The sequence below is a fragment of the Romboutsia sp. genome, assembly GCF_051659545.1.
Classification (GTDB): Bacteria; Bacillota; Clostridia; order Peptostreptococcales; family Peptostreptococcaceae; genus JBOFOR01.
In genome coordinates, this window is the sequence record NZ_JBOFOR010000006.1 from 1 (window position 1) to 25,694 (window position 25,694).

The window sequence follows — 25,694 nt, forward strand, 5'->3', positions numbered from 1 at the left end:
ACATTACCAAGAAAAATATTAGGCTACAATACACCCGAGAAACTATTTGAAGAACACTTAGATTCTATATATGCAGCCTAATATTTGGGTTATTTTTCATATTTTAAAAAATAGTTCAATTTGATATTGCAATTAAGCGATATATATAAATATAAAAATATATAAAAAAATATATAAATAAACAAAATACTATAAAGATTGCGAACAAATATATATACATTTGGTAAAAATATATATAATAATGCAAAAAAAGTTAGAAATTTAACTTAAAATAAAGAGGAAATGACGAACGATTTAACCGCAGAGCTCACAAAACTATAGTATTATATAAGTATATTACACTATAGTAATATGTAAATACGTAGTTTTGTATATAAAAAGTAACTAAGAAGTATATCCTGTATATGGGCACTTGGGGTATATGGAGTTAGTAGTGCAACCGACTTTTTCTTCAAATAGATAGTTGGTTTATACTAAAACCACTATCTTGAAATTTATATTTTGGGAGGAAGGGTTTTGTGAATATTTTAATAGTTTCAAATTCATTTATTTTTAGAGAGGCATTATGCAATGTATTTAGCTCGAAGTTTAAAGACTATAACCTTCAATCATTAGAAAGCATATCAAAATTAACTCAGATAGATTTATCTCAACTAGACTGTATTATTGCAGATACAAATGATAAACATGTCGAAAAACTACTCAACTTAAAAACAGAACACAAACATATAAAGATAATAGCATTAGATTTTACAAAAAACCAAGAAGTATTTACGAAACTTATTAAAGCTGGCATTGATGGATATATATTAGATATGTCTGATAAAGATGAGTTTATATACAAAGTAAATATGATATTAAAAGGAAAGAAATATTACGATGCAGATATATTAAATAATATACTAAATGATAATTTTAAATTAGACATGAAAGAGTTAACTAATAGAGAATTAGAAATACTAGAGCAAGTATCTGAAGGGCTTAGTAATAAAGAAATATCAAAAGAACTTTATATTTCCGAGTACACAGTTAAAAAACATATAAGTAGCATATTATCTAAGTTAGATTTTAGAAGTAGAAAAGATATAATAATATATGCAAAAGATAATAATTTCAATAGAGATACATATATGATGAATGTCAACTAATCTGATGATAGATACTAAAAATAATATATTAAAAATAGTATATTAAGATAAATATGAATTTTAATCGATAATCAAATGAATAAATTCTTTTAAAAATAGCAAATCAGGTTAATTAATAAATATAAGTAATAAAATGGACACTGACTAAAAAATTGGATTTTGACATACTTATATATTTATGTTAATATATAACTTGTCAATTAAATACTAAGTAAGCCAGACAATCGCGGGTAGCATTAGCTACGTGAGGAAAGTCGGAGCTCCATAGAGCAGGGTGCTAGGTAACGTCTAGTGAGAGTGATCTTAAGGAAAGTGCAACAGAAAAGAACCGCCACCTATGTGGTAAGGATGAAAAGGTGAGGTAAGAGCTCACCGTTCGCTAGGTGACTAGTGAAGCCGTGTAAACCCCACCTGGAGCAAGACCAAGATAGGGCTAAAAGGATGTTGCTCGCATCCTCCGGTTGGTAGGTCGCTTGAGCTTATTGGTGACAATAAGCCTAGAAAGATGATTGTCTAATACAGAACTCCGCTTATAGACTTGCTTATTATTTTGACTAACACTAGGATATCCTAGTGTTTTTTTATTGCTAGCAATATGGATGAAGAGTATAAATATATAAATACACAATAAATTTTCGACAAAAAACGACAATGAGAATGTAGGTAACTTCCGCTCTGAAAATGTTTACTGCAAGGAGTTTGTCGAAAAATGTAATAATAAATTCATTGTACCTATTGAAATAAGCGATTATAATAAATATGTACTAATAATTGATGCAACAAGTATTTTTAAATTATACAAAATATAAATAGAACTTATAATTTAATTAAAAGAGTAAAATGATATAGGGGAATAAAAAAGAGCGGAAATCTACAATAGGCTTGTATTAATAAATAATACAAGCCTATTAATTTATACCACAATTAAATTATGAGTAAAAATTTAGGGGGGGATTACAATGAAAAAATTCAGACTTAAAATTTTATCTTTCGTAGTTGCTTTATGTATGACAATATTACCTTTAGGAAGTGTATGGGGAGCTAGTCCCAAAAGCACTTACGTTGCCCTAGGAGATTCTATATCAACTGGTTATCTTCTAAGTAATGTACAGAAAGAGTGTTTTGCAAATCAAATAGCTAAGTATAGCGGTAAAACCTTAATCAATTTATCACAAAATGGAATGAAAACTAGTGATATGTTATCAATCTTAAACTCTAACGATTCACAGGGAACAAAATACAAAAACTCAATAAAGGATGCAGACTTAATAACTATATCTATGGGTGGGAATAATGTATTATCACCATTAATGACTATAATCAAAACTTCATTAGGCTTAAGTTCAGATGCAACGACAGAACAGGTACAAGCCGCTATTAAAAATAATCCTGAAGCAAGCAGCAAAATCTACCTAGAACTTCAAAAACCACAAACCTTAGAAATATTAAACAAAGAATTACAAACCTTCACCACTGAATATCCTCAAATAATACAAAAAATAAAAGAATTGAACTCAGATGCAATAATAATGGTACAAACACTTTATAATCCATTCTTTGGAGCACCACAATATAAACCATTAGCAGATATGGCAGAACCATTTGTACAACTAATAAATCAGGTTATAACTCAGTCTGAAAATTCATCTTGTAAAGCAATAGATGTATATACGGCTTTTAAAACAGATACAAGTGGGCAACTATTAACTAATATTTCAAAATTTGATATACATCCAAATACAGCAGGACATTCAGTTATTTTCAATACACACAAAGCAGTAATAGATTCTATGAACCCTGAAAATAATGTATCTATACAAGTATTAGCAGGAGACAGTAGGTACACAACTGCAATAAAAGTAAGCCAAGAAAGATTTAAAGATGGAGAAGCCAAAGCAGTTATTTTAGTTGGCAAAGATGCAGTAGTAGATGGATTAGCAGCAGCACCATTAGCAATACAAGAGCAAGCTCCAATTTTATTTGCAGACATTAAAGGATTATCTATTGAAACTATAAAAGAAATAAAAAGAGCACTTGGAAATAATAGTAGTTCAAAAACCATCTACCTAATTGGAGGAGAAGGAAGAATATCTAAATTAGTAGAAGAGCAATTAAAAATTGAAGGAATAAAGTTAATAGATAGAATATCAGGAAAAGATAGATATGAAACATCTATAAAAATAGCAAAAAAATTAAACTATAATTATGAACAAGCTTTTGTAGTTGGTGGTAATGGTGAAGCGGATGCAATGAGTATATCAGCAAAAGCAGCAGAACTTAAATCGCCAATAGTAGTTGTAGATAAACAGAGTTTAAATGAAGAAGCCAAGGCACTATTAGCTAACAAACAAATAGACATAATAGGCGGAGTAGAAAGTATTTCAGATAAAGTAAAATTAGAATTACAAGACATAGACTTAGATAAAAGTATTACTAGAGTAGCAGGAACAGATAGAAAATCAACTAATGGAATGGTAATAGCTAAATACTACAAAATAGGAACAGTAACAGAGGTATTTGTATCTAAAGATGGATTTGTAGGTGGAAAAGATAAACTAGTGGATGCTCTAGCGGCAGCTCCATTAGCAGGAAGCAAAGGTGTACCTATTATATTAACAACAGGACAAATTTCAAAAGAGCAACAACAAAGTATAACATCTAATTTAAAAGGTGCAACTAAATTAATGCAAGTAGGAAATGGAATAAATGAAAAAACTATAAAAATGATAAGTGAGTTACTTCAATAATAAGTGAGTTATTTCTTAATAACTTATTTACTTGCTAATAACGTATTTAATTCAAAATAAATAAGTATAAACAAAAATCATTTGTTAAGTGAAATTAAAAAATTAATAGTATTACATAAAGAAAAGCTACAGGATTGGGAATAATTAAATTAAGCAATTTTATAGCTTTTCGTTGATTAAATCAATAAGGTAATTCTGCCATATTTGAATAAAAAAACCAAATATGGTATATTAAATAGATAAAATAAAAATAGCGGAGGAAAGGTATAATGACTGTTAAAAAAGCAATAATACCAGCAGCTGGATTAGGAACAAGATTTTTACCAGCTACAAAATCACAACCAAAGGAAATGCTTCCAATAGTAGATAAACCAACTTTACAATATATAATAGAAGAAGCAATAGCTTCAGGAATAGAAGAGATACTTATAATAACAGGGAGAAACAAAAAATCTATAGAAGACCACTTTGATAAATCTGTAGAGCTTGAACTAGAGTTAGAACAAAAAGGAAAACAAGAAATGTTAGAAATGGTAAGAGATATATCTAATATGGTTAATATACACTACATAAGACAAAAAGAACCAAAAGGTTTAGGACATGCAATACACTGTGCTAAAAGTTTCATAGGGAACGAGCCTTTTGCAGTACTTCTAGGAGACGATATAGTTGATTGTGAAACACCATGCTTAAAACAATTAATAAGCGCTTATGATGAGTACAAAACAACAATATTAGGGGTTCAAGAAGTAGCTACAGAGGACATAAATAAATATGGTATATTAGACGTAAAACATATAGAAGATAGAGTATACAAAGTAAAAGACATGGTAGAAAAACCAAGTATAGAAGAAGCACCATCAAATGTAGCTATACTAGGAAGATATATAATAACTCCAGATATATTTAAAATATTAGAAAATCAAGAGCCTGGAAAAGGTGGAGAAATCCAATTAACAGATGCCCTAAAAACTCTTGGAAAACATGAAGCAATCTATGCATACAACTTTGAAGGAAGAAGATACGATGTAGGTGATAAGTTTGGATTCTTAGAAGCTACTATAGACTTTGCTTTAAAAAGAGACAACTTAAGAGATGATTTATTAAACTACATGAGAACTGTAGTAAATGAAAATCAAAAACAAAAATCTATAGAAATAAGCAAAGAAACAATTATAAATGAAGAAGCAGCTATAGACGAAGAATAATTAAAGATTGATAGTAACTAAATAATAATAATAATAATAACTAAAGACTAATAATAACTATAAATTAGACCTAGAAATAAACTTAGAAAGGTGGTAGTAAGATGGCAGTTTTAATAACTGGAGGGGCAGGATACATAGGGAGTCATACTTCGATACAGCTTTTAGAGGCTGGATATGATGTGGTTATCGTCGATAATTTATGCAATAGTAATAGAATAGTAGTAGATAGAATCGAAGAATTAAGTGGTAAGAAACCTAAGTTTTACGAAATAGATATAATAGACAAAGAAAAATTAGAAATAGTTTTTAAAGAAAATAAAATTGATTCAATAATACACTTTGCAGCACTTAAAGCAGTAGGGGAGTCTGTTTCAATGCCGTTAGAGTATTATAGCAACAATTTAGTAAATACTTTAGTTCTATTAGAGGTAATGAGAAAGTATAACGTTAAAAAATTTGTATTTAGTTCATCAGCAACGGTATACGGAGATCCATCCATTTGCCCTATATTAGAAGATTTCCCATTATCAGTTACAAATCCTTATGGTAGAACAAAGCTTATGATAGAAGATATGTTGAGAGATTTATGCTATGCAGATAAGACTTTAGATGTGGGTATACTTAGATACTTCAATCCAATAGGAGCACATAAAAGTGGTAAAATAGGAGAAGAGCCGAGCGGTATACCAAACAACATCATGCCTTATATTACAAAAGTAGCAGTAGGTCAATTACCACACGTAAACGTATTTGGAAATGACTACAATACGGTAGATGGTACAGGAGTTAGAGATTATATTCATGTACTAGACTTAGCTAGCGGTCATATAAAAGCACTAGAGAAGTTAGATGAAAATCCAGGTTTAGTTACCTATAATCTAGGCACGGGTAAAGGATATAGCGTGCTACAATTAGTAGAAGCATTTTCAAAAGCTAGTGGCAAAGAAATACCATATAAAATAACACAGAGAAGACCTGGGGACATAGCAAGCTGTTATGCAGATCCTACAAAAGCTGAAAAAGAGCTTGGTTGGAAAGCACAGTATGGAATGGATGAAATGTGCCAAGATTCATGGAGATGGCAAAGTAATAATCCACAAGGTTACAAAAACCTGTAAATTATACAAAAACTCTAACTTATATGCTATAATTTAGCTATAATAACTAATTGCATAGGTTGGGAGGAAAACATGGAAAATCAAATAATGGACTTACTATTAAAGATAAGTAATAATTTAGAAGAAACAAATAATAGATTAGAAGAAACAAATAATAGATTAGAAGAAACAAATAATAGACTAGGATCTTTAGAACATGAAGTAAAAGGTGTAAAAAGAGAGATGACAGATAGATTTGATGTAGTAGACATCAAGTTAAATGTAATAGAAACTAAAGTAATAAATGTAAGCAGAAAGTTAGATGCTACAACAGAACAAGTTACAAGAAATTGTGAATCTATAGAAGATATGAAATTTAAATTACAATAAAATAATTATAAAGATACTATATTTAAAAAAATTAAATATAGTATTTTTTTGCGTTAAAATAGAATAGGATTACTGAATGCGGAAAAAACATTCGACAGAAAATGACAAAAAGGAACTCGTTGCAATTACTAATATATACATAAAAAATAAGTAATAATAATGAATAAATGTCGAAATATGTAAAAAGTAATTAATTGAAAGTAAAATGATTTATAACTATAATTAGTAATTGAAGTAAAATTCGACAAAAAATACGGAGGTAAATACAAAATATGACATTTATAAAATCGGCAGCTAGTATTACTTTAGCAACTGCAGTTGCATTAACTACGGCAAATGTAGGAATAGTATTTGCAAATGAAACAACAGATTCAGCAGTAAAAATAACAGACTTAAATGTTCAGTTTAATGGAAATGGAAGTGTAGCAGTAGACTTCACAATAGATAAAGACATCAACCTAAGAGAATTTAAGGATAATATAGAGATAAAAGTAAAAGCACCAAATGGATTTACTAAAACAAAGGGTAAAACATGGGATGGATACTTAAATGGAGTAGATGGTACTAAGTATGGAATAAAAAATCCAAATGTACCAGCAGGAAAATACTCAACAGTATTTACATATAATGAATTAATAGACATACCAGTAACAGAATTAACAATAGATGTAGCAGTAACTAATGATGGAGAAAAAACTACAGTAACTTATGATAAAGGAGAGGTAGTAGTTCCAGAAGATAAGAACTTTGAAATAAAGAAATTTGAAGTTGGAACAAATGCTCCAGATCAAGCTTTAGTAACTTTTGAAATAAATCAAACTATAGATTTAGCTTTAGCATCTCAAGATAACATAAAAATAGAAGCTATAAATCCAACAACAGGAAAAGTAATGACTTCTAAGAATAAAACTTGGAATGGATACTTAAACGATGCACAAGGTAACAAGTACGGAATGGGAAGCACTTTAAAGCCAGGCGTATATACAACAGTATTTAGTGCAGAACAACTAGAGCATATAAACCCAAGTGATGTAGTAATAAAATTAACTGCAATACAAGATGGAGTTGAGTACACAGCAAAAAAAGGTGAAACTGAAATAAAAGAAGTAGAACCTGTTCAGGTAACGGACTTAAAAGTTGAAGCTTTAGAAAATGGAGATGCTATATTTGGATTTAATATAGATCAAACTATAAACCTAAAGTTAAACACAAATGATAACATAATAATAAGAGCAGTAGAAAAAGAAACAGGAGATGTTTTATCTACTAAAAACAAAACTTGGTCAAACTACTTAAATGATGCTGAGGGTGCGCAGTTTGGTAGAGATGAAGTAGTAAAGAGCGGAAGATACTTAACTAAATTCTCAAAAGATCAATTAAGAGGAAAAGCTATAGAAGACATAGCTATAGAAATAGTAGTAATTCAAGAAAATGTTGAAACAAAAGTAACTACAGAGTTCTATAATATGGTACAGCCAGTTAAAATAGAAAATGTAGCAGTTGCACCAAATGGTGAAGGTGTTCACGTTGCATTTGATATAGATCAAGACTTATCACTTAAGTTAAATTCTGAAGATAATGTAACAGTAGAAGCAATAGATAAAGCTACTGGAGAAGTATTAAAGAAGAAAGATAAGACATGGACAGACTACCTAAACAACGAAGCAGGAGAGCAGTTTGGTTTAAATGAATTAGTAGTAGCAGGAAAATATGCAACTACATTCAATAAAGATCAATTAGGTGGAAAAACTATAGATGAAGTAGAATTCAGAATAACAACTGTTCAAGAAGGTATCAAGACTTCTGTAACAACTGGTGAATTCAAAGAATTACAAGGAGCTAAGATAGAGGAATTAAAGGCTGCTCAAAGTGAAGACAAGAGCATAGTAGTAGATTTTACTATAGACCAAGAAATAAACTTAGGATTTGCTTCTAAAGAAAACTTAACTATAGATTTAATAAATAAAGTAACTGGTGAATCAGTAGCATCAAAAGGTAAATTACAAAAGGCTTATCTTGTAGATGAAGAAGGAAATACATATGGATTAGGAGATACAATACCAGCTGGTAAGTACTCTGTAGTATTCTCAAAAGAAGAGGTAGGAGAATTCAATATAGATGATTTACAAATAATAGTAACAACTACTAAGAATGGTATAGATATATCAGAAGCTACTGATAAAGTAGGAATGGATGGAGAATTACCAACACCAGTACTAGATAATGTATTTGGTGGTTCAAATAGATACGAAACATCAGTAGACGTAAGTGTCAACGGATGGGAAAAATCAGATTCTGTAGTATTAGTATCAGGAAATGCAATAGTAGATGGTATATCAGCAGCACCACTTGCAGGAGCAAAAGATGCACCAATATTATTAACTGAGCAAGGAAAAATACCAACATCGGTTAAGGCTGAAATAGAAAGACTGGGAGCTAAGAACATATACCTAATAGGTGGAAACACAGTAATATCTCAAGATGTAGAAAAAGAATTAAGTGATATGGAGCTTAAGGTTGAGAGAATAGGTGGTTTAACTAGATACGAAACATCATTAAATATAGCTAAAGAAGTGGCTAAAGAAAAAGAGATAGACAAAGCTTTCATAGTTGGTGGAAATGGTGAAGCAGATGGACTTTCAATAGGTGCTGTAGCAGCTAAAGATGGAGAAGAAGCACCAATAATATTAGTTGAAAATGATAAAATAACTGAAGAAACTAAAACATGGTTAGATGAAAATATAACTTCAATGGATATAATAGGTGGAGAAACTGTACTATCTAAAAATGTTGAAGAACAACTTAGTGCAATGGTAGAAGCAGATAAAGTTACAAGAATAGCTGGAGCTCGTAGAGAAGAAACTAATGCTAAAATAATAGAAACATACTATGATAAATATGAATCAGTAATAGTAGTAAAAGGTGACAACCAAGGAATGATAGATGGATTAACATCAGGACCATTAGCTGCTAAATACAATGCTCCATTAGTAATGGTACTAGATTCATTAAATGAAAAACAAGAAGAAGTATTAAGCAAAAATGGAGAAGCTCAAGTTTACCAAGTTGGTGAAGGCGTAGTTAAATCTGTAGTAGACAAGATAACTGAATTATTAAGCAAAAAATAATATAAATACTAACAAAAAGTATCTTAAACAATGTTAAATTGTCTAAGATACTTTTTTTATACGATAAATGACATAAATAGCATGAATTTGTATTAAATAAAATAAAGGAACAAATCAATTATTGTAAAAATACATATAAGAGAGGTAAAAAAATATACAAAGGATAAAAAAATGAGAGGTGAGGAAAATATATAGATTATTAGTACTAGTAATTTCAACTTTGCTAATACCCACGCAAAGCTTTGCTATGGATAAAAATATAATAGCAGGTAATACACCTACAGAAACAGCTATAGAAATATCGAAAAACTGGCAACAATCTGAGGAAGTAGTATTAGTAAACTCGAAAGCAAAATCAGATTTACTATGTGCAACAGTATTAGCATCACAAATAAATTGCCCCATACTATTAGCAGAAGAAAATAAATTATTAAACATAACAACAGAAGAAATAAATAGACTTCAGCCCAAGACGATATACATAATAGGAGGGCAAGATATAATCTCACAGAAGGTAGAGGAACAGCTAAATAATTATCCCAATGTACAAAGAATAAGTGGAAAAGACAGGTATAAAACTTCTATAGAAGTAGCAAATATAATCAACTCAAAAAAAGCATCACCATCAGTAATAATTGTAAATGGCCATTATTCAGTAGCAGATACAATATCCATAGCTCCAGCAGCAGGAAATAAAAACATACCAATAATAATTTCAAAACAACAAGACCTAGAAGAAGGTAAGGAATGGATAGAAAATAATAATATAGAAACAGCCTATATAATAGGAGGTAAAAATGTAATTTCTGAAAATATAGAAAACCAACTGGTAAATTCAAAGAGAATAGGTGGAAATAATAGATATGATACCAACGCAAAAGTAATAGAAGAATTTTATAATGGAAATGATATAGAAACTTTATTTTATTGTAAAGGTAGCGAGGAAGAGGAACAATTAATAGAAGGGATGATAGCTACACCATTTTTAGCTACTAAAAATAGCCCTATAGCATTAGTAGGTAATAGTTTAAGTGCATATCAAAAGGAAGTTTTAACTAAGAAGAATATAAATAACTTGGTACAAGTGGGATATGACGTAAACGAAGAAGTGAAAGAGGAACTAAATAGTCTAAAGAAAAATACTCCACCAACTGATACAAAGCCATCAGAACCAGTGAAGCCACCAGAACCAATAAAACCACCAGAAGATAAGGAAGCTCCTAAAATTATAGAAAATACTGTAGATGAGTATAAAAAAATAATAACTATAACTTTTAATGAAGATATATATAGTAACGTTACAAATCCAAAAGAAAATATAACTCTAGAAGCAGAGGGAAAAACTATTAAATTAAATAAATATGACAAAGTTATTATAAAGGAGAATAAACTTATAATAGAGTTAGAAGATGGTTTATTAGCAACTAGTAACAACATACTAATAAAAGCTAACACAATAATGGATAAAAATAAAAATTACACAACTGAACCTATAGAATTAAAAGGCTTAGGTAAAATTATAGTATTTATAAAAGATGACACCCAGCTACAAACATATGTGAGTGGCAAAAAGAAAGCAGATATTATAAAGTTAGAAAATAATATACAGCTAGTATCATCTTCAGAAATTTATGTAAAAGTAGATGACCTAACTATAGATGGAAGTAACGGAGAAAATAACTATAAAATAGAAGGTGTAAATAAAAAAGTAGATTACAAACTAAATATATTTAAAGATAATGTAACTATTAGAAATCTAGATTTGGACTATGTATCTATAAATGTTATTGATAGAAAAGGAGTGAAATTTAAAAATCTAAATATGAACATTAATGTTAACAAAATAAATACACCAGCAATAATATTAGATCACTCTACCGCAGAAGGTATAGATTTAATACTACAAAGTCCATATACAGGAGTACTGATAACATCAAGTATGCCACAAACATTATCATCAAGAGCAAATCTTATTATAAATGGAACAATACAAAATGCAACTGGTACCTCAATTATACTGTCCAATACAATAACAGAAGTACCAGCAACAAATTTAAACACAGTATCAACTGGTATTAATATAAAAGACATAAATGAACTTTACAATATAGAAACAAAAAAAGATAATAAACAGGAATATAAAATTTATACAAATAAGGCACTTACTCAATAAAGTAAGTGCTTATACTCCAAAAAAATCCTAAAAAAAAACTATAAAAAACATGAACCTGTTGAAAATACAAATATTTACCAAGAATAAAACTAAAGGTAATCAACCCCTAAAAATCTAAATATACTAAATATAAGGGGGGATATAATGGACAAAAAACTAAAAAAATATATAACCATCGTATTAACACTATTTATGGTAATCGGTATATCAATACCAACAATGCCCTATGCAGAAGCAGCAAGCAACCAACTACTAATAATAAACACAAAAACCAATAGAATGGGTTACTATGTGAATAATAAATTAGTAAAAGAGTTTAGCGTTGCAACAGGGAAATCAAGTACACAAACACCAACAGGAAAATCGAAAATAGTAAACAAAATAAAAAATAGACCTTACTACAAACTTGGAATACCAGGAGGTAGCCCAAGAAACCCACTAGGTGATAGATGGATGGGACTACAGATAAGAGGAACTTATGGTTCAATATACGGAATACATGGTAATAATAACGAAAGCTCAATAGGAAAACACGTATCAGGTGGATGCGTAAGAATGCACAATGCAGAAGTAAGATGGCTATTTGATAGAATACCAAATAATAGCGATGTAATCTTAAAAAATACAAATCAAAGCTTCAAACAAATAGCAGCAAGCTATGGTATAAAACTAGAAGACAACAATACACCAACACCACCTCCAACGAACAAAACAGGATGGCAAACAATAGATGGTAAGAAGTACTATTACAATGCACAAGGACAAAAACTAACAGGATGGCAAACAATAGATAATAGTAAATATATCTTCAATAAAGATGGAGTAATGCAAACAGGATGGCAAACTATAGTAGAAGGTAGAAGAAGCTACTTTGCACAAGATGGTAAGATGATGATAGGATGGCAAAAAATTGATGGTAAGACTTACTTCTTAAACACATACAATGGAGTAGCATTAAGAAATTGGCAGGTAATAGATGGCAAGACTTATTACTTTGGAATTGATGAAGCTATGAGAACAGGATGGCAAGTAATAGATAATAATAAATATTACTTCAACGATGATGGAGTAATGCAAACAGGCTTACAAGACATAGAAGGCAAGAAATACTACTTCTATGAAGATGGAAAAATGGCAATAAACGTACAAATAGATGAACACACAACAGCAGGACCAGATGGAGTAGTTGTACAGAGTTAATAAAATCAAGGGCTATTGCCTAGTTAACATTAGTGTTAGCTAGACAATAGCCCTATATATTTAATCATATTTAATGCTTAATACTAAGATTTATAATTTAATAATTAAGATCTATAAAATGAAGCTCAACATCTTGAGGAATATCATAAAACTCCTTGAAGAAACTTGCCCAATGCTCATCAGGTGGAATAGTTGTCCAATAGTAATTTGGATATGGCAACTTATACATACTAATAGACTTCTCGCCATTAGCGACAGCATTATTAATAGTTTCTACTCTAGCCTTCTCAGCAGCACCTATATCTATAAATATACTAGCATAAAATACACATAGCATAACTAACGAACCACCAAGAATAGGAGTAATAAAACTAAATTCAAACTCAGTACTGTTTAAAAGGTAAATTAACAACTGAATCACAGCGATAGCCATAAAAATATAAGATGCAAAGAAGCAACGAGGTCCAATAGGATTTGCAACTATTAAAGGCATAGCCACTGCAAAAGCAGAACCATAAACCATGAAGATCTTCATCTTTAACCCAAATTCCTCAATATAAATAAGAATAACACTTAAAACACAGACAAAGAATACTAGAGAAAATAAAGCATTAAAGTAATCCGTCTTTTGAGGATTAGAGAATATGTTCCAAGCTGGATATACCTTATAACAAAGTCCGTACACCATATAAGTAGATAATATAAACATTTGTAGATTTGCTACAAACATATTAACTCTGTCTCTATTGTTATTAATCTTACATAACAGGATTATTAAACAGATTACTATTAGTACCGTATTTAATAACCAGTTGTTTAAAAATAAAGTATCAGACATTTGACTAACATACAAATCTACAATACTCATTATAGAGTAAGAGATCTCCTTGTACCCATCAGTATTATTAGCTGCATTTGAATAAGCACCATTAGAAAACATTATAAGAGCACCTATTATAGTAGAAACTAAATAAACAACTTGAAGAGGAGATAACTTTTTATACTTAACAAAACTATAGAATACAATAAAAGCAGCAAGTGCCACAGTATACACAGTAGTATGCTCACTAAAAAGCTGAGTAGATATTCCTAAAGGAATCATAAGTAAAATCATCCACACAGACTCTTTTGGTTTAACAATACCTTCTACCTTTTCATCAAATATATATTGAACCACTAATAAATATAAAACTATTAAGATTACAGGAGGTATAAAGTTAATAAAAGCAGCAATCCAAGAGTAAGTCTGTCTAAATAATTCTCTAGGCAATGCCAAGCATAAAATAGCTACAAGTAAAAAGATAGCAGTCTTGTCCTTAGACTTAACCTCACGAGTAGCGAACTTGTAGACAACCCCAATTACACTTATCATACCTATAGCCATAATAATATTTTTAGCTAATACACTTCTAGTAATTAAAATCTCAAATAAGTTTCCTAAATATCTACCATTATAATTAGCAAACCCATTAATCATCAAATCCCATTTTAATGAACTACCCCATTGCCAGTCATCATGACTGTAAGGTACTTGAGATGCGAAAAATAGGAAAAATAGAACCAAGAATATAGAAATATAAAATCTTGGTTTTTTTGATATATTGTTTTTCATTTTATATTGAAACCTCCTAAATTTAATATTAAACCATGCACTAATTAGAACTATTTTTGAAAATTATAAGCTTACTAAATACATAATTTAATATCACCACTATTACTTGAGTAAATAATTTTGCATATAAATCATTAACAGTCAATAAATCTACTAGTATAAACATAGTAGCCATATCAATAACACCAGATAACAATCTACAATTTACAAAAGTAATCATCTCTTTTAAAACTTGAGTTAAACCGTTACTTTTACTCTCAAATACCCAGATACGATTTGTAACATAAGCAAAAGCTACAGCAAACACCCAAGAGATAACATTACTTATAAGATAGTGGATTTGTAAAACTTCGCTACAAAAATAATAAGTAGCAAAACTAACCACAGTTGTTAGCACACCAAAAAATAAATATAAGATAATTTCCTTATACTTATTAAAAATACTCAATAAACTATTCATATGTATAATTCCTTTTTTCTAATTTTATCTTTTTAATTTAATTTTTGTGATTTTCAGACTCAGAAACTATGAACCTTGGACGATTTTGAGTTTCTTCATAGATTTTTGAAATATAATACCCTATGATTCCTAAACTTAGCATAATAATACTACCTATTATTAATAGAAGTAAAATTACAGTAGTAAAACCTTCTAAAGACTGACCAGTAAAGTGCATATAGATAGAATGAACCCCTAGCAAAATTGAAAAAATCAAAAATACCATTCCAGTCATAGTCACAAGCTGCATTGGAGCAGTTGAAAAAGAAGTTATATTAGTAATAGCATATTTTATAAGAGATACAGTAGACCATTTAGAATCTCCAACCTCTCTTTCCTGTACTTCAAACTCAATAGAAGTAGTTCTAAACCCAACCCATGAAGACAAAGCTCTAAAGAAAATATGCTTCTCAGGCATAGACCTAAGAATATCTACAGCCTTTTTGTCTAGTAACTTAAAATCCGAAGACTTAGACATATCAATTTTTGTTGCAGAACTAATAAGAGAGTAAAAATTCTTAGCAGCAAACTTGTAGAATAAAGATTCCTTACCTCTAGAAGCCTTTACACCTTCTACTACTTCGTAACCTTCTTCCCATTTTTCATACATTTGTAACAAAACCTCAGGAGGATGTTGTAAATCGCAATCAATAACAGCGCAGCAATCACCACGAGCATAAGTTAGACCAGCAAAAATTGCAGCCTCTTTACCAAAGTTTCTAGAAAAGTTAAAACCTTTTATATTTGAATCTTCATTACAGATATTTTGAATTTCATCCCAAGTTTTATCTTTTGAACCATCATTTATAAATATGATTTCGAAAGGGATATTTCTACTTTCTAAAAGAGAAGATATTACCCTATAAGTTGTACTAATCATCTTTTCTTCATTATATGAAGGTATAATTACTGATAATTTTCCCATAACCAATCTCCTTTCAATTGATACTGTTTTTTCCAAGATGAAATGTTTAAAAACCAATACTTAGTATATCATATATGCCAGACAAAAAGGATATAAAAGCCATTTAATGTAGTTATTTGGAGCAAAATAGAGGAGTTACGCACTTTTTGTTTTTAGAAAAAGTATGATATACTAAAAAATGTTGAAAAATATAATTAATATAAAGGAGGAATAAAGATGGTCTTCAGCAGCCTAGTGTTTTTATTTGTGTTTTTTCCAATGATATTAACATTATATTATCTTTCAAACAATAAATATAAAAACTACCTACTCTTAGCAGCAAGCTTGTTTTTCTATGCATGGGGAGAAGCTACCTATGTAATTATTATGTTGATTTCAATATTAGCTAACTACATCTGTGGCTTGATGGTTAAGGAAGACAACAGTCAAAAACTTAGAAAAATAGGATTGATAATAGCCATACTGTTTAACGTAGGAATGTTAGGAGTATTCAAATATACAGGATTTTTTGTAACAAATTTAAATATGGTATTAAATACTCATATACCTGTGCCACAAATAGTACTGCCACTAGGTATATCATTTTTTACATTCCAAGCTATGAGTTATGTAATAGACGTATATAGACATGATGCAAAAGTACAACGAAACTTACTAAACCTAGCACTATACATAAGTTTGTTTCCACAATTAGTAGCAGGACCTATAGTACGTTATCAGACTATAGCAGATCAAATAAATAATAGAACACATACTATAACCAAGTTTGCAGATGGTGTAAATAGATTCATAATAGGTATGGGTAAAAAAGTAATAATAGCAAATAGTCTTGGGATGTTAGCAGATAGTGTATTTGCTACACCTAGCAGCGATTTGACAATAATAAGCTCATGGCTAGGTATAATAGCTTATTCACTACAAATATTCTTTGACTTTAGCGGATATTCAGATATGGCAATAGGACTTGGCAAAATGTTCGGATTTGAGTTCTTAGAAAACTTTAACTACCCTTACATCTCCAAAAGTGCCTCAGAATTTTGGCGTAGATGGCATATTAGTTTAGGCTCATGGTTTAGAGATTATGTATATTTTCCACTAGGAGGAAGCAGAAAAGGAACATTAAGAACCTATATAAACTTATTTATAGTATGGTTTTTAACAGGTTTTTGGCATGGAGCAGATTGGACCTTCATAATGTGGGGCTTATACTTTGGACTATTAATAGGACTAGAAAAAGCATTCTTAGAAGAAAAAATACTAAACAAAGTATTCCAACCAATAAGACACTTATACTTATTAATATCAGTAATTATAGGATGGGTATTCTTTAGAGCTGACAATGCAGTCTATGCAGTAGATTTTATAAAAGTAATGTTTGGTATGGGTACTAATCCGTTATACAATGGACAAACCCTAGCTTATATAAATGACTATTGGTATACCCTAGCCTTAGGTATAGTATTTAGTATGCCAGTGATAAAATATATAAAAGGAAAAATAAGTAGCAAAAATACAAAAATATTAAATAATGATATAACTTATTTACTACATTCCTTAGTGTTAACAGGATTATTTTTCATAGTAATACTAAGCTTAGTAAATTCAACATATAATCCATTCTTATATTTTAGATTCTAGGAGAAGTTATATGAACAAAAGACAAGGGATAATATTAATAGTACCTTTTTTAGTAATTACCTTTGGATTAGGTGCTATTAATTTTATAAAAAAAGATAAAGAAACAAGCTCAGCAGAAAACAGAGCCTTAGCAAAAAAGCCAACAATAGAAGCTTTACAAAACAGAGAATATAAAGATAAATATGAAGAATACTATACAGACCAATTTATAGGTAGAGATTCTCTTTTAAAATTAAACACAAAACTAGAAATGGCTATGAAAAAATCTAGTATAAATGGTCACTACATAACAGAAGATGGATGGTTATTAGGAGGACCTACTACTTTAAAACTTACCAAAGAAGATTATAAAGATAGTACAGAGTTAATAAATAAATATGCAAAAGAACTTTCCAGTGAAAATAAAGAAGTTTATTATGTTACACTTCCTCATAAGGTAAATACTTTAGATTTTTTGTATCCTAAAAAATATTTAAATGGAATTTATGGTTTAGAAAATAGTAAATTATTGCTATCAACTTTAGATAAAAACTATATAACGCCAATAGATATAGGAACCTATTTTTCTAAAAACTTTAATGAAAAGGAATTAGAAGATTTTTATTTTAAAACAGACCACCACTGGAACTCTTTAGGAGCATATGAAGGTTTTAAGTATATAACAGAAAAAATGGGTATGGATATAAGCAAATACCCTTACAAAATTGACTATATAAAAGACAAACCATTTATGGGTAGTTACAATAGAAACTTATATACCTTATACCCTAAACAAGAAACAGTGCCTTTTGTATATATGGACAAGAAATTTGATAAAGAATATCACCTTATGAAAGATAGCAAGCTTGAAAAAGTAGAAGAAAATACTATAGTAGCTTCTGGAGTTAATCAAGGTGAATTAAATTATGGAAATGTATATACAGAAAACTACGGCTACTACAAAGTTACAAATAAAGAAGCTTTAACTGATAAAAAAATATTAGTGGTTAGAGATTCTTACCAATCTCCGCTCACTTGGTTGTTTAGTGATTTGTTTGAAGAAATGGAAGTAGTAGACCCGAGATATGTGGAAATGGGCTTTGATGAAATTTTGAAAAATAGTAATAGTGATATAGTTATGTTTATGTTTAACAATTCTATAAAACCATCAGAAATTATGGAAAGAATTATAGATTAAATAAGAATCCTGTTGCAAAACCAAGAAAAGTTAGGTTTTGTAGCAGGATTTTTTTGTTGTAATCTTTAATATATTAAAATACTGTTATATTACTTATATTGATATAATGGGTTAAATAATGTACAATGGATAATAATGGAAAAAATAACCAATTAAACATGAGGTGAGAAATATGTTAAAGAGGAAAAAAGCAATAATAGCAAAAGTAATGGCAACAACATTGTTAGCGTCTACGCTAGCAACAACGTACTCAAGTGCAGCAACAGTTTCGAGTACTACGTTAGCAGGAGCTAACAGATATCAAACTGCAATAGAAATTAGTAAAAATGGATGGTATTCTGCATCTAATGCAGTATTAATCAATGGAGAAAAAGGATTAGTGGATGCTTTAACTGCTACTCCATATGCAAGTTTAAAAAATGCTCCTATACTTGTAACTGGTAAAGATACTTTACACCCAGATACTAAAACTAGACTTACTCAAATGGGTGTAAAAAATGTAGATATAGTTGGAGGAACTAGTGTAGTTTCTGAGACTGTAGTTACTCAGTTAAAAGCTATGGGAATTACTGTGAATAGAATATCAGGAATAAATAGATATGAAACTGCTACTGCTGTAGCTAAGGCTATGGATGCTATATCAGATGTGTCTCAGGTAGCGGTAGTAAATGGGCTTAAGGGATTACCTGATGCTGTAAGTGTTGCAGCTCCTGCTGCTGATAATAAAATGCCGATATTATTGGCTGACCCTAATAGCGGGTTAAATAGTAGTGCTAAGGATTTCATTAATGGGGAGAGTGTGTACAAGTCTTATGTTATAGGACAGACTGCTGCTGTTTCTGATGGTGTGATGAATTCTTTACCTGGTACTAAGGTTAGATTAGGTGGAAGTAATAGACAGGATACAAATGCTGAGGTTATAAGAGCGTTCTATCCTCAGTCTTCTTTAGATAATATTTATGTGGCTAAGTCTGGTCAGGTTAATAGAGAAGATGAGTTAGTTGATGCACTTGCTGTAGGTGTGTTAGCTGCTAAGAACGATGATCCTGTTATGATAGTTGGTAAGGGATTGACTTCTGATCAAGATAATTTATTAAGAGGGAAGACTTTTAGTAGAGTTACTCAAGTAGGGCAAGGTGTGCCTAGTGCTAGTATTGAGGCTATTAAGAATACTCAAAATAGTATAAAGGAAGTTACTTCTGTTTCCGCTTTAAACAGTGCTTTATCTAGTGCTAGAAGTGGTGATGTTATAAACTTTAGACCAAGCTCTACTGTATCTGAGAATATAAGTTTAAGTACATCTGCGGATGTTACAGTTAATTTATATGGAACGTATAATGGAATCATAAACTGTAGTATGAGTGAAGGTAACTTAAATATAAGTGGGAATGTAAATAATACAGTTAATGTAAATGGTGCAAAAACATTAAGTATTAACTCTGGTATTACAGTTAAAGACATAAGCATAAAGTCAACAGCTAAAAACACTTCTATAACTAATCAAGGTAAAGTAACTACGTTAACAGTGTTAACAAGTGGGGTTAGAATAAATAATACAGGTGCTATAACTACATTGAATAGATATGGAGATACAGTTGTTACTGGAAGTGGAACAATAGGAAATATAGATTCTTCTAAACCTATAGCTAGTATTTCATCATTAAATGCAAAACAAATATTAATCGTTTTCAATAAAGCTATGGATAAGGACACGGTAATAGACAGAGATGGATACCTAGTACAAGACACAGGAGTAAATAGGGTTAAATTTAGCACGACTGCTACGGCATTAGCAAATCAAATTCCTAATGATGCAAAATGTATTGCAGAACTAGATGAATCAGGAACTCTATTAACAGTAACAGCCCCAACGGGTAAATACTTTGAAGGCAATTATACAATAGAAGTTCAGAATATAAAGAGCGCTGGAATAACTCAAGATAAGCATGTAGCTACGCTTAATATTAAAGATACAGACGCACCTACAGTTAGTTCTGTTGAATTTGATGCATCTATAAATAAGTTTAAAGTGAAATTATCAGAGCCTGTAAAAAGCAAAAATTCACTAGTACTAGTAGTAAATAATAACATAAGTGTAGATTTAAGTACTGTAGCACTTAATACGATACAAAATGAATTTACGTTTGGTATACCTTCTGGTGTTAACTATGGTGATAAAATTAAAGTATATATAGACGGCTTAGAAGATGGTGCAGGAAATATGATGAGAGCATACTCTAAGGATTCAATATCAGTAAGTAATACTATTTTAACAGCAACATATAAGCAAACATCTAATAATAAGTTAAGAATAACTTTTAACAAAGAAATTCCTACAGATATAAGTTCTAAAATATCTGTTGTAGGTACAGGTGTTGTGGGATCAGCTACAAAAGTAGCAGGTGACAATAAGTCATATGATATAACGCTAACTACTGCAAATTATAGTACAACTAATAAACTAGCATTCAAAGTTAATATTGCAAGTGGGGTTGTTGATGTAACGGGCACAACAACAACTAAACCTATAGAGATAAATGTCTCTCTTACTAAAGATGTAACTGGTCCTAAAATATCATCAACTAAAGCAAATTCAGATAATACAGGATTAGAAATTACACTAAGTGAAGATATAAAAGAATCTAGTATAACTAATTCTAAAATCAAGTTATACAAAGGCTCAGGAGTAAGCATATCTGGAACTGATGCTACTTTAAAGTCAGGTACAACTAATGTAATAACGGTTGAAGGGTTATCTACTTTGGCTGAAGGTACATACCATGTTAAATTTGAAGCTGGAGCTATTCAAGATAATAACTCTAATAATAATTTATTGATGAGTACAGATAGTGTAACTGTTAAAAATACTGTATCAACAACATATAGTGTTACTTCAATAGATAATGATGCTTATGATAACTCATTTATAATAACGTATACAGGTGAAATAGATGATGAAAAGGTATCTTATGAAAACTTCTATATAAACAATGAACAAATAAAAGAAACTTCAACTATAACATTAGATGCTGCTAATAAAACTATTAAGGTTAAGTTACCAAGTAGTGATGGAATTAATATAGAAGGAAATGCTACTCTAAAAGCGAGTAGATTAACTCTTAAGGCTGGACAAATATTAGCGGATAAGTCATCAGTAGTTACAGTTGTAGATAATACAGCACCAACGTTAGAAACAGCTACTTTATATAAGAGTAAAAATCAATTAGTACTTAAGTTTGATGAAAATATTATATTAAGTAAGGCAGATTTAACGCTAAGTGAGATATTAACTGCTGTGGAAATAAAGTATGGAAAGACACCTATTGTATACGATATGAAAGAAGATGTAGCAGACATAGAAGTAAATGGGAAAGTGGTTACAATAACTATTACACCACATGCAACAAATTCAGTATGGTCAACAGTTAAGGATGGAACAAGTTCAACTAATCCGGTTAAAGTAAGTATAAAGAAAAAACAAATTATAATGAAGGATGCAGCTGAAACTCCTAATAATGCAAGAGAAGTTTTAGATAAAGTTGTCAGCAAGAATAGTTAATAAAAAAGCCTTGGTCATAGACCAAGGCTTTTTCTGTGAGAAATACGTTAAAGAGATGAATTTGTTCATTTTTAACGTATTATAATTATAATACAAATTCGACAAAAAGTAAATGATATTGTAAAAAAAGATTAATTGCCTTGTGGAAATAGCGTTTTATAGATAGGAAAAAGTTGGAAAAAGTCGAAAGATAGAATAATGTTAAAAAATGTAAAAAAATGACGAACGAAATTTGGGTAAAAATGGTATAAAAATATTGTAAATTAACTTTACATATACTAATATTGAATTGTGAGAAGTACGAAATGAAATACCTAGCGGTTTACATATAAGAGATGTGATTAATATAATGTTGGGGAGGAAATGAAACATGATGAAGAAAAAAAATATAGCTATGGCTATGGCAGTAGCTACAGTTGCTACATCTGTAGCACCAGCTTTTGCAGCTGCAGGAGATGTGGTTGTAAGAACGAATGGTTTTGCAGATTTAATAGCAGAGGTAGAGGCTAATTTTAATGCAGGAGATAAAACTCAAACTTACGACTTAGGAGATGGAGTAGTTACAATTGCTGATAAAGATGCTTTAGCAGATTTCAAAAAAGCTGTAGCAGATATGAAGCAAGGTAACATAATAGATGTTACTATGCCTAAAGTACCTACTTATGAAACAGCGGATTTAGAGGATCTTGTAGTAGTAGATCTTGCAGGTGCGCCAGAAAAAACTTATGCAGTTAAAGTTGTAGATGAAACAGTAAATGGAAAGGTAGAATATACTTATACATTTACAAGAGAAGCTAATAAAGACGAAAAAATAGAAAAAGATGTATTTGAAATAACTGTAGCTGAAGGAAATAAACAATTAGACTTTGAAGCTCCAATATTTAAAACAGTAAATGGAGCTACAACTTTAGTTGGATTTGAAACTTTAGACGCAGTAGATTCTAATGTAATACTTTCTAAATCAGTTGAAACAAATAAAAAAATAGAAGATGTATTTGCGAATGGAAAATTAACTCAATATGGAGTAGAATTAGCAGAACTTGCAAAAATAACTGGAAATGGATTTGAATCAGCAGCAATAGAAACTGAAGATAATATACATACTGCAAAGTTTGTAATAAGCGAAAGACCATTAAAGAAAGCATTTGATGCGCCAGTATCAGGAACATTAGAAGAAGTATTTATAAGTTCTACAAGTAACGCTAAATTAGTAGAAGCTATAGAAGCTATAGAAAGTTATGTAGCACCAGAAGTTGATAATTTAATAGCTGGAGCAAATAGATTTGAAACAGCTGTAGAAATAAGTAAAGCTAGATTTAATGCAGATACTACAGAAACAACAGATGCGGTAATACTAGTTGGAGAAAATGCTATAGTAGATGGTTTAGCAGCTGCACCACTTGCAGTTGAAAAAGATGCACCAATACTATATACTAAGAAAGATGCTATACATGAAAAAACAGTAGAAGAAATGGATAGATTATTTGATGGTACTCTAACTGGTAAGACAGTTTATTTAGTTGGTGGAACTCAAGTTATAAGCCAAGAAATAGAAGATTCTTTAGAATCTAAAGGATTAACTGTAGTAAGATTAGCAGGAGAAAATAGAACTGAAACATCTTTAGCAATAGCAGAAGAATTAAATACAGTTACAGATGCATTCATAGTAGGATTTAGTGGTGAAGCTGATGCTATGAGTATATCAGCTAAAGCTGCAGAGGAAAATCAAGCTATAATAGTATCAGGAAGAGAAGGATTAAGCAAAGATACTTTAGATTATGTTGTAGGTAAGAATGTTACATTAATAGGTGGAGAAACTTCTCTTACTGCTAATGTAGAGAAACAATTACATGCTAAAGGTATAGATACTACAAGATTAGCAGGTAAAAATAGACAAGAAACTAATGCTGTAGTTATAGATTCTTTATATGATGAAACAGCAGCAGATGCAAAAGTATATATAGCTAAGTCTGATGTATTAGTAGATGCATTAGCAGCAGGACCTTTAGCTGGTGAGAATGGAGCTCCGATAATATTAGCTACAAATGTATTAGATGCTAAGCAAGTAGAAGTATTAGAATCATTTGAAGATGTAGCTGAAGTTAATCAAGTTGGTAAAGGGATAGCTGGAACAGTTATAGATAAAGTTATATCTTTATTCAAATAAGAAGATCTGCTTTGTATCTCAGAAGGACCCTCAGGGGTATGGGATGTGAAAGACCCGCATAGCGAATTGAGAGAAGAGTGTAAGTATAGATAAAGAGAGCCGTAGGCAAGAGAGAAAATCTCCAGCCTACGGTTTTTGTGATGTAAAAGAAGAAACATAAGAATATTTTCTAGCAACTGAGCCACTGTGTGTCTCAGAAGGACCTGTGGGGGTGCGAAATCCGTCGGATTTTGTGTTAGAACCCGCGTAGCGAAATGAGAGAAGAGTGGAAGTAAGGATAGAGAAAGCCGTAGGCAAGAGAGAGATCTTGAGCCTGCGGCTTTTGTGATGTGAGATGTGAAAAGAGAAAGAAAAGTAATTGATATTGAAGTATAAGAAATAAAAAAGAAAGATAATAATAAAATAGATATGATATAATAAATATAAATAGAAAGGAAGTGAAATAATGGAAAGAAGATTATTAAATCCTAAAATCGATTTTGTGTTTAAAAAGATATTTGGATCAGAGAAACATCCAGGGGTACTAATATCATTTTTAAATGCAGTACTAAAACCTAAAAATAAAATAACAAAAGTAGAAATAAAAAATACTGAAATAGATAAATCGTACATAGAAGATAAATTTTCAAGATTAGATGTAAAGGCAATAACAGATAATAAAGAGATAATAAATATAGAAATCCAATTAAAAAATGAATATAATATGATACAAAGAAGTTTATACTATTGGAGTAAATTATACGAGGAGCAATTAGAAGAAGGAGATAGATATGATAAACTATGTAGAACAGTATGTATAAATATATTAGACTTTAAATATTTAAAAAATGATAGATTTCATAATGGATATAGATTGAAAGAAATAGAAACAAATGAGGAGTTAACAGATCTAGAAGAAATACATTTTATAGAGATACCAAAATTAAAGAAACTAGATAAAGAACAAGAAATAGTAGATTTGTTAGAAGCATGGGTAGAATTTTTAAGAGATCCCGAAAGTGAAATAATAAGAAAAATAGAAATGAC

16 protein-coding genes, 1 other RNA gene and 1 riboswitch are annotated in these 25,694 nt (G+C 30.2%); of the genes, 14 read left to right on the forward strand and 3 right to left on the reverse strand.

Going from position 1 to position 25,694, the window contains the following annotated elements:
• Positions 1 to 370 precede the first annotated feature (370 nt).
• Positions 371 to 454: riboswitch (cyclic di-GMP riboswitch) on the forward strand.
• A gap of 64 nt (positions 455 to 518) precedes the next feature.
• The 9 genes from ACRC03_RS00275 to ACRC03_RS00315 all read left to right on the forward strand — a co-directional run bounded on the left by ACRC03_RS00275 (position 519) and on the right by ACRC03_RS00315 (position 13,091).
• Positions 519 to 1,148 (forward strand): response regulator transcription factor, encoded by a 630-nt coding sequence (locus ACRC03_RS00275; protein WP_438650538.1) that lies wholly within the window; start codon positions 519 to 521, stop codon positions 1,146 to 1,148.
• A 208-nt stretch (positions 1,149 to 1,356) separates the two neighbouring features.
• Positions 1,357 to 1,697: RNase P RNA component class A (rnpB, locus tag ACRC03_RS00280), an RNA gene on the forward strand.
• Between the two features lie 410 nt (positions 1,698 to 2,107).
• The gene (locus tag ACRC03_RS00285; RefSeq protein WP_438650539.1) at positions 2,108 to 3,895 is read left to right on the forward strand and encodes a cell wall-binding repeat-containing protein; all 1,788 of its coding nucleotides are present in this window, start codon (positions 2,108 to 2,110) and stop codon (positions 3,893 to 3,895) included.
• 269 nt (positions 3,896 to 4,164) lie between these two features.
• Entirely contained in the window at positions 4,165 to 5,103 is a 939-nt protein-coding gene (galU, locus tag ACRC03_RS00290; RefSeq protein ID WP_438650540.1) for a UTP--glucose-1-phosphate uridylyltransferase GalU, read from the forward strand.
• A gap of 101 nt (positions 5,104 to 5,204) precedes the next feature.
• The gene (galE, locus tag ACRC03_RS00295) at positions 5,205 to 6,221 is read left to right on the forward strand and encodes a UDP-glucose 4-epimerase GalE (RefSeq protein WP_438650541.1); all 1,017 of its coding nucleotides are present in this window, start codon (positions 5,205 to 5,207) and stop codon (positions 6,219 to 6,221) included.
• Positions 6,222 to 6,293: 72 nt separating this feature from the next.
• A complete protein-coding gene (locus ACRC03_RS00300; RefSeq protein WP_438650542.1) occupies positions 6,294 to 6,590 on the forward strand; it encodes a hypothetical protein in 297 nt (98 codons plus the stop codon).
• A gap of 272 nt (positions 6,591 to 6,862) precedes the next feature.
• Entirely contained in the window at positions 6,863 to 9,718 is a 2,856-nt protein-coding gene (locus tag ACRC03_RS00305; RefSeq protein ID WP_438650543.1) for a cell wall-binding repeat-containing protein, read from the forward strand.
• Between the two features lie 247 nt (positions 9,719 to 9,965).
• Positions 9,966 to 11,891, forward strand: coding sequence for a cell wall-binding repeat-containing protein (locus ACRC03_RS00310; protein ID WP_438650544.1), 1,926 nt, complete (start codon positions 9,966 to 9,968; stop codon positions 11,889 to 11,891).
• 144 nt (positions 11,892 to 12,035) lie between these two features.
• On the forward strand, positions 12,036 to 13,091 hold the full coding sequence (locus ACRC03_RS00315) for an N-acetylmuramoyl-L-alanine amidase family protein (protein ID WP_438650545.1): 1,056 nt from the start codon (positions 12,036 to 12,038) through the stop codon (positions 13,089 to 13,091).
• A 97-nt stretch (positions 13,092 to 13,188) separates the two neighbouring features.
• On the opposite strand, the gene ACRC03_RS00320 is transcribed toward ACRC03_RS00315, so the two are convergent.
• From ACRC03_RS00320 to ACRC03_RS00330, 3 genes are read right to left on the reverse strand one after another with little or no spacing between them, the layout of a single operon-like run.
• Positions 13,189 to 14,703: a DUF6056 family protein gene (locus ACRC03_RS00320; RefSeq protein ID WP_438650546.1), complete on the reverse strand. Its 1,515-nt coding sequence runs from the start codon at positions 14,701 to 14,703 to the stop codon at positions 13,189 to 13,191.
• 40 nt (positions 14,704 to 14,743) lie between these two features.
• A complete protein-coding gene (locus ACRC03_RS00325; RefSeq protein WP_438650547.1) occupies positions 14,744 to 15,163 on the reverse strand; it encodes a GtrA family protein in 420 nt (139 codons plus the stop codon).
• 37 nt (positions 15,164 to 15,200) lie between these two features.
• Positions 15,201 to 16,127: a glycosyltransferase family 2 protein gene (locus ACRC03_RS00330; protein ID WP_438650548.1), complete on the reverse strand. Its 927-nt coding sequence runs from the start codon at positions 16,125 to 16,127 to the stop codon at positions 15,201 to 15,203.
• A gap of 216 nt (positions 16,128 to 16,343) precedes the next feature.
• Between ACRC03_RS00330 and ACRC03_RS00335 the strand changes: the two genes are divergently transcribed.
• The 5 genes from ACRC03_RS00335 to ACRC03_RS00355 all read left to right on the forward strand — a co-directional run.
• Positions 16,344 to 17,765 (forward strand): MBOAT family O-acyltransferase, encoded by a 1,422-nt coding sequence (locus ACRC03_RS00335; RefSeq protein ID WP_438650549.1) that lies wholly within the window; start codon positions 16,344 to 16,346, stop codon positions 17,763 to 17,765.
• Positions 17,766 to 17,775: 10 nt separating this feature from the next.
• Entirely contained in the window at positions 17,776 to 18,942 is a 1,167-nt protein-coding gene (locus tag ACRC03_RS00340; protein ID WP_438650550.1) for an alginate O-acetyltransferase AlgX-related protein, read from the forward strand.
• A 172-nt stretch (positions 18,943 to 19,114) separates the two neighbouring features.
• Entirely contained in the window at positions 19,115 to 22,501 is a 3,387-nt protein-coding gene (locus ACRC03_RS00345; RefSeq protein ID WP_438650551.1) for a cell wall-binding repeat-containing protein, read from the forward strand.
• 370 nt (positions 22,502 to 22,871) lie between these two features.
• Complete coding sequence (locus ACRC03_RS00350) at positions 22,872 to 24,668, forward strand: cell wall-binding repeat-containing protein (protein WP_438650552.1); 1,797 nt, start codon at positions 22,872 to 22,874, stop codon at positions 24,666 to 24,668.
• Positions 24,669 to 25,113: 445 nt separating this feature from the next.
• Positions 25,114 to 25,694, forward strand: a 581-nt coding sequence (locus ACRC03_RS00355; RefSeq protein ID WP_438650553.1) for an Rpn family recombination-promoting nuclease/putative transposase, incomplete at its 3' end; no start/stop codon positions are given.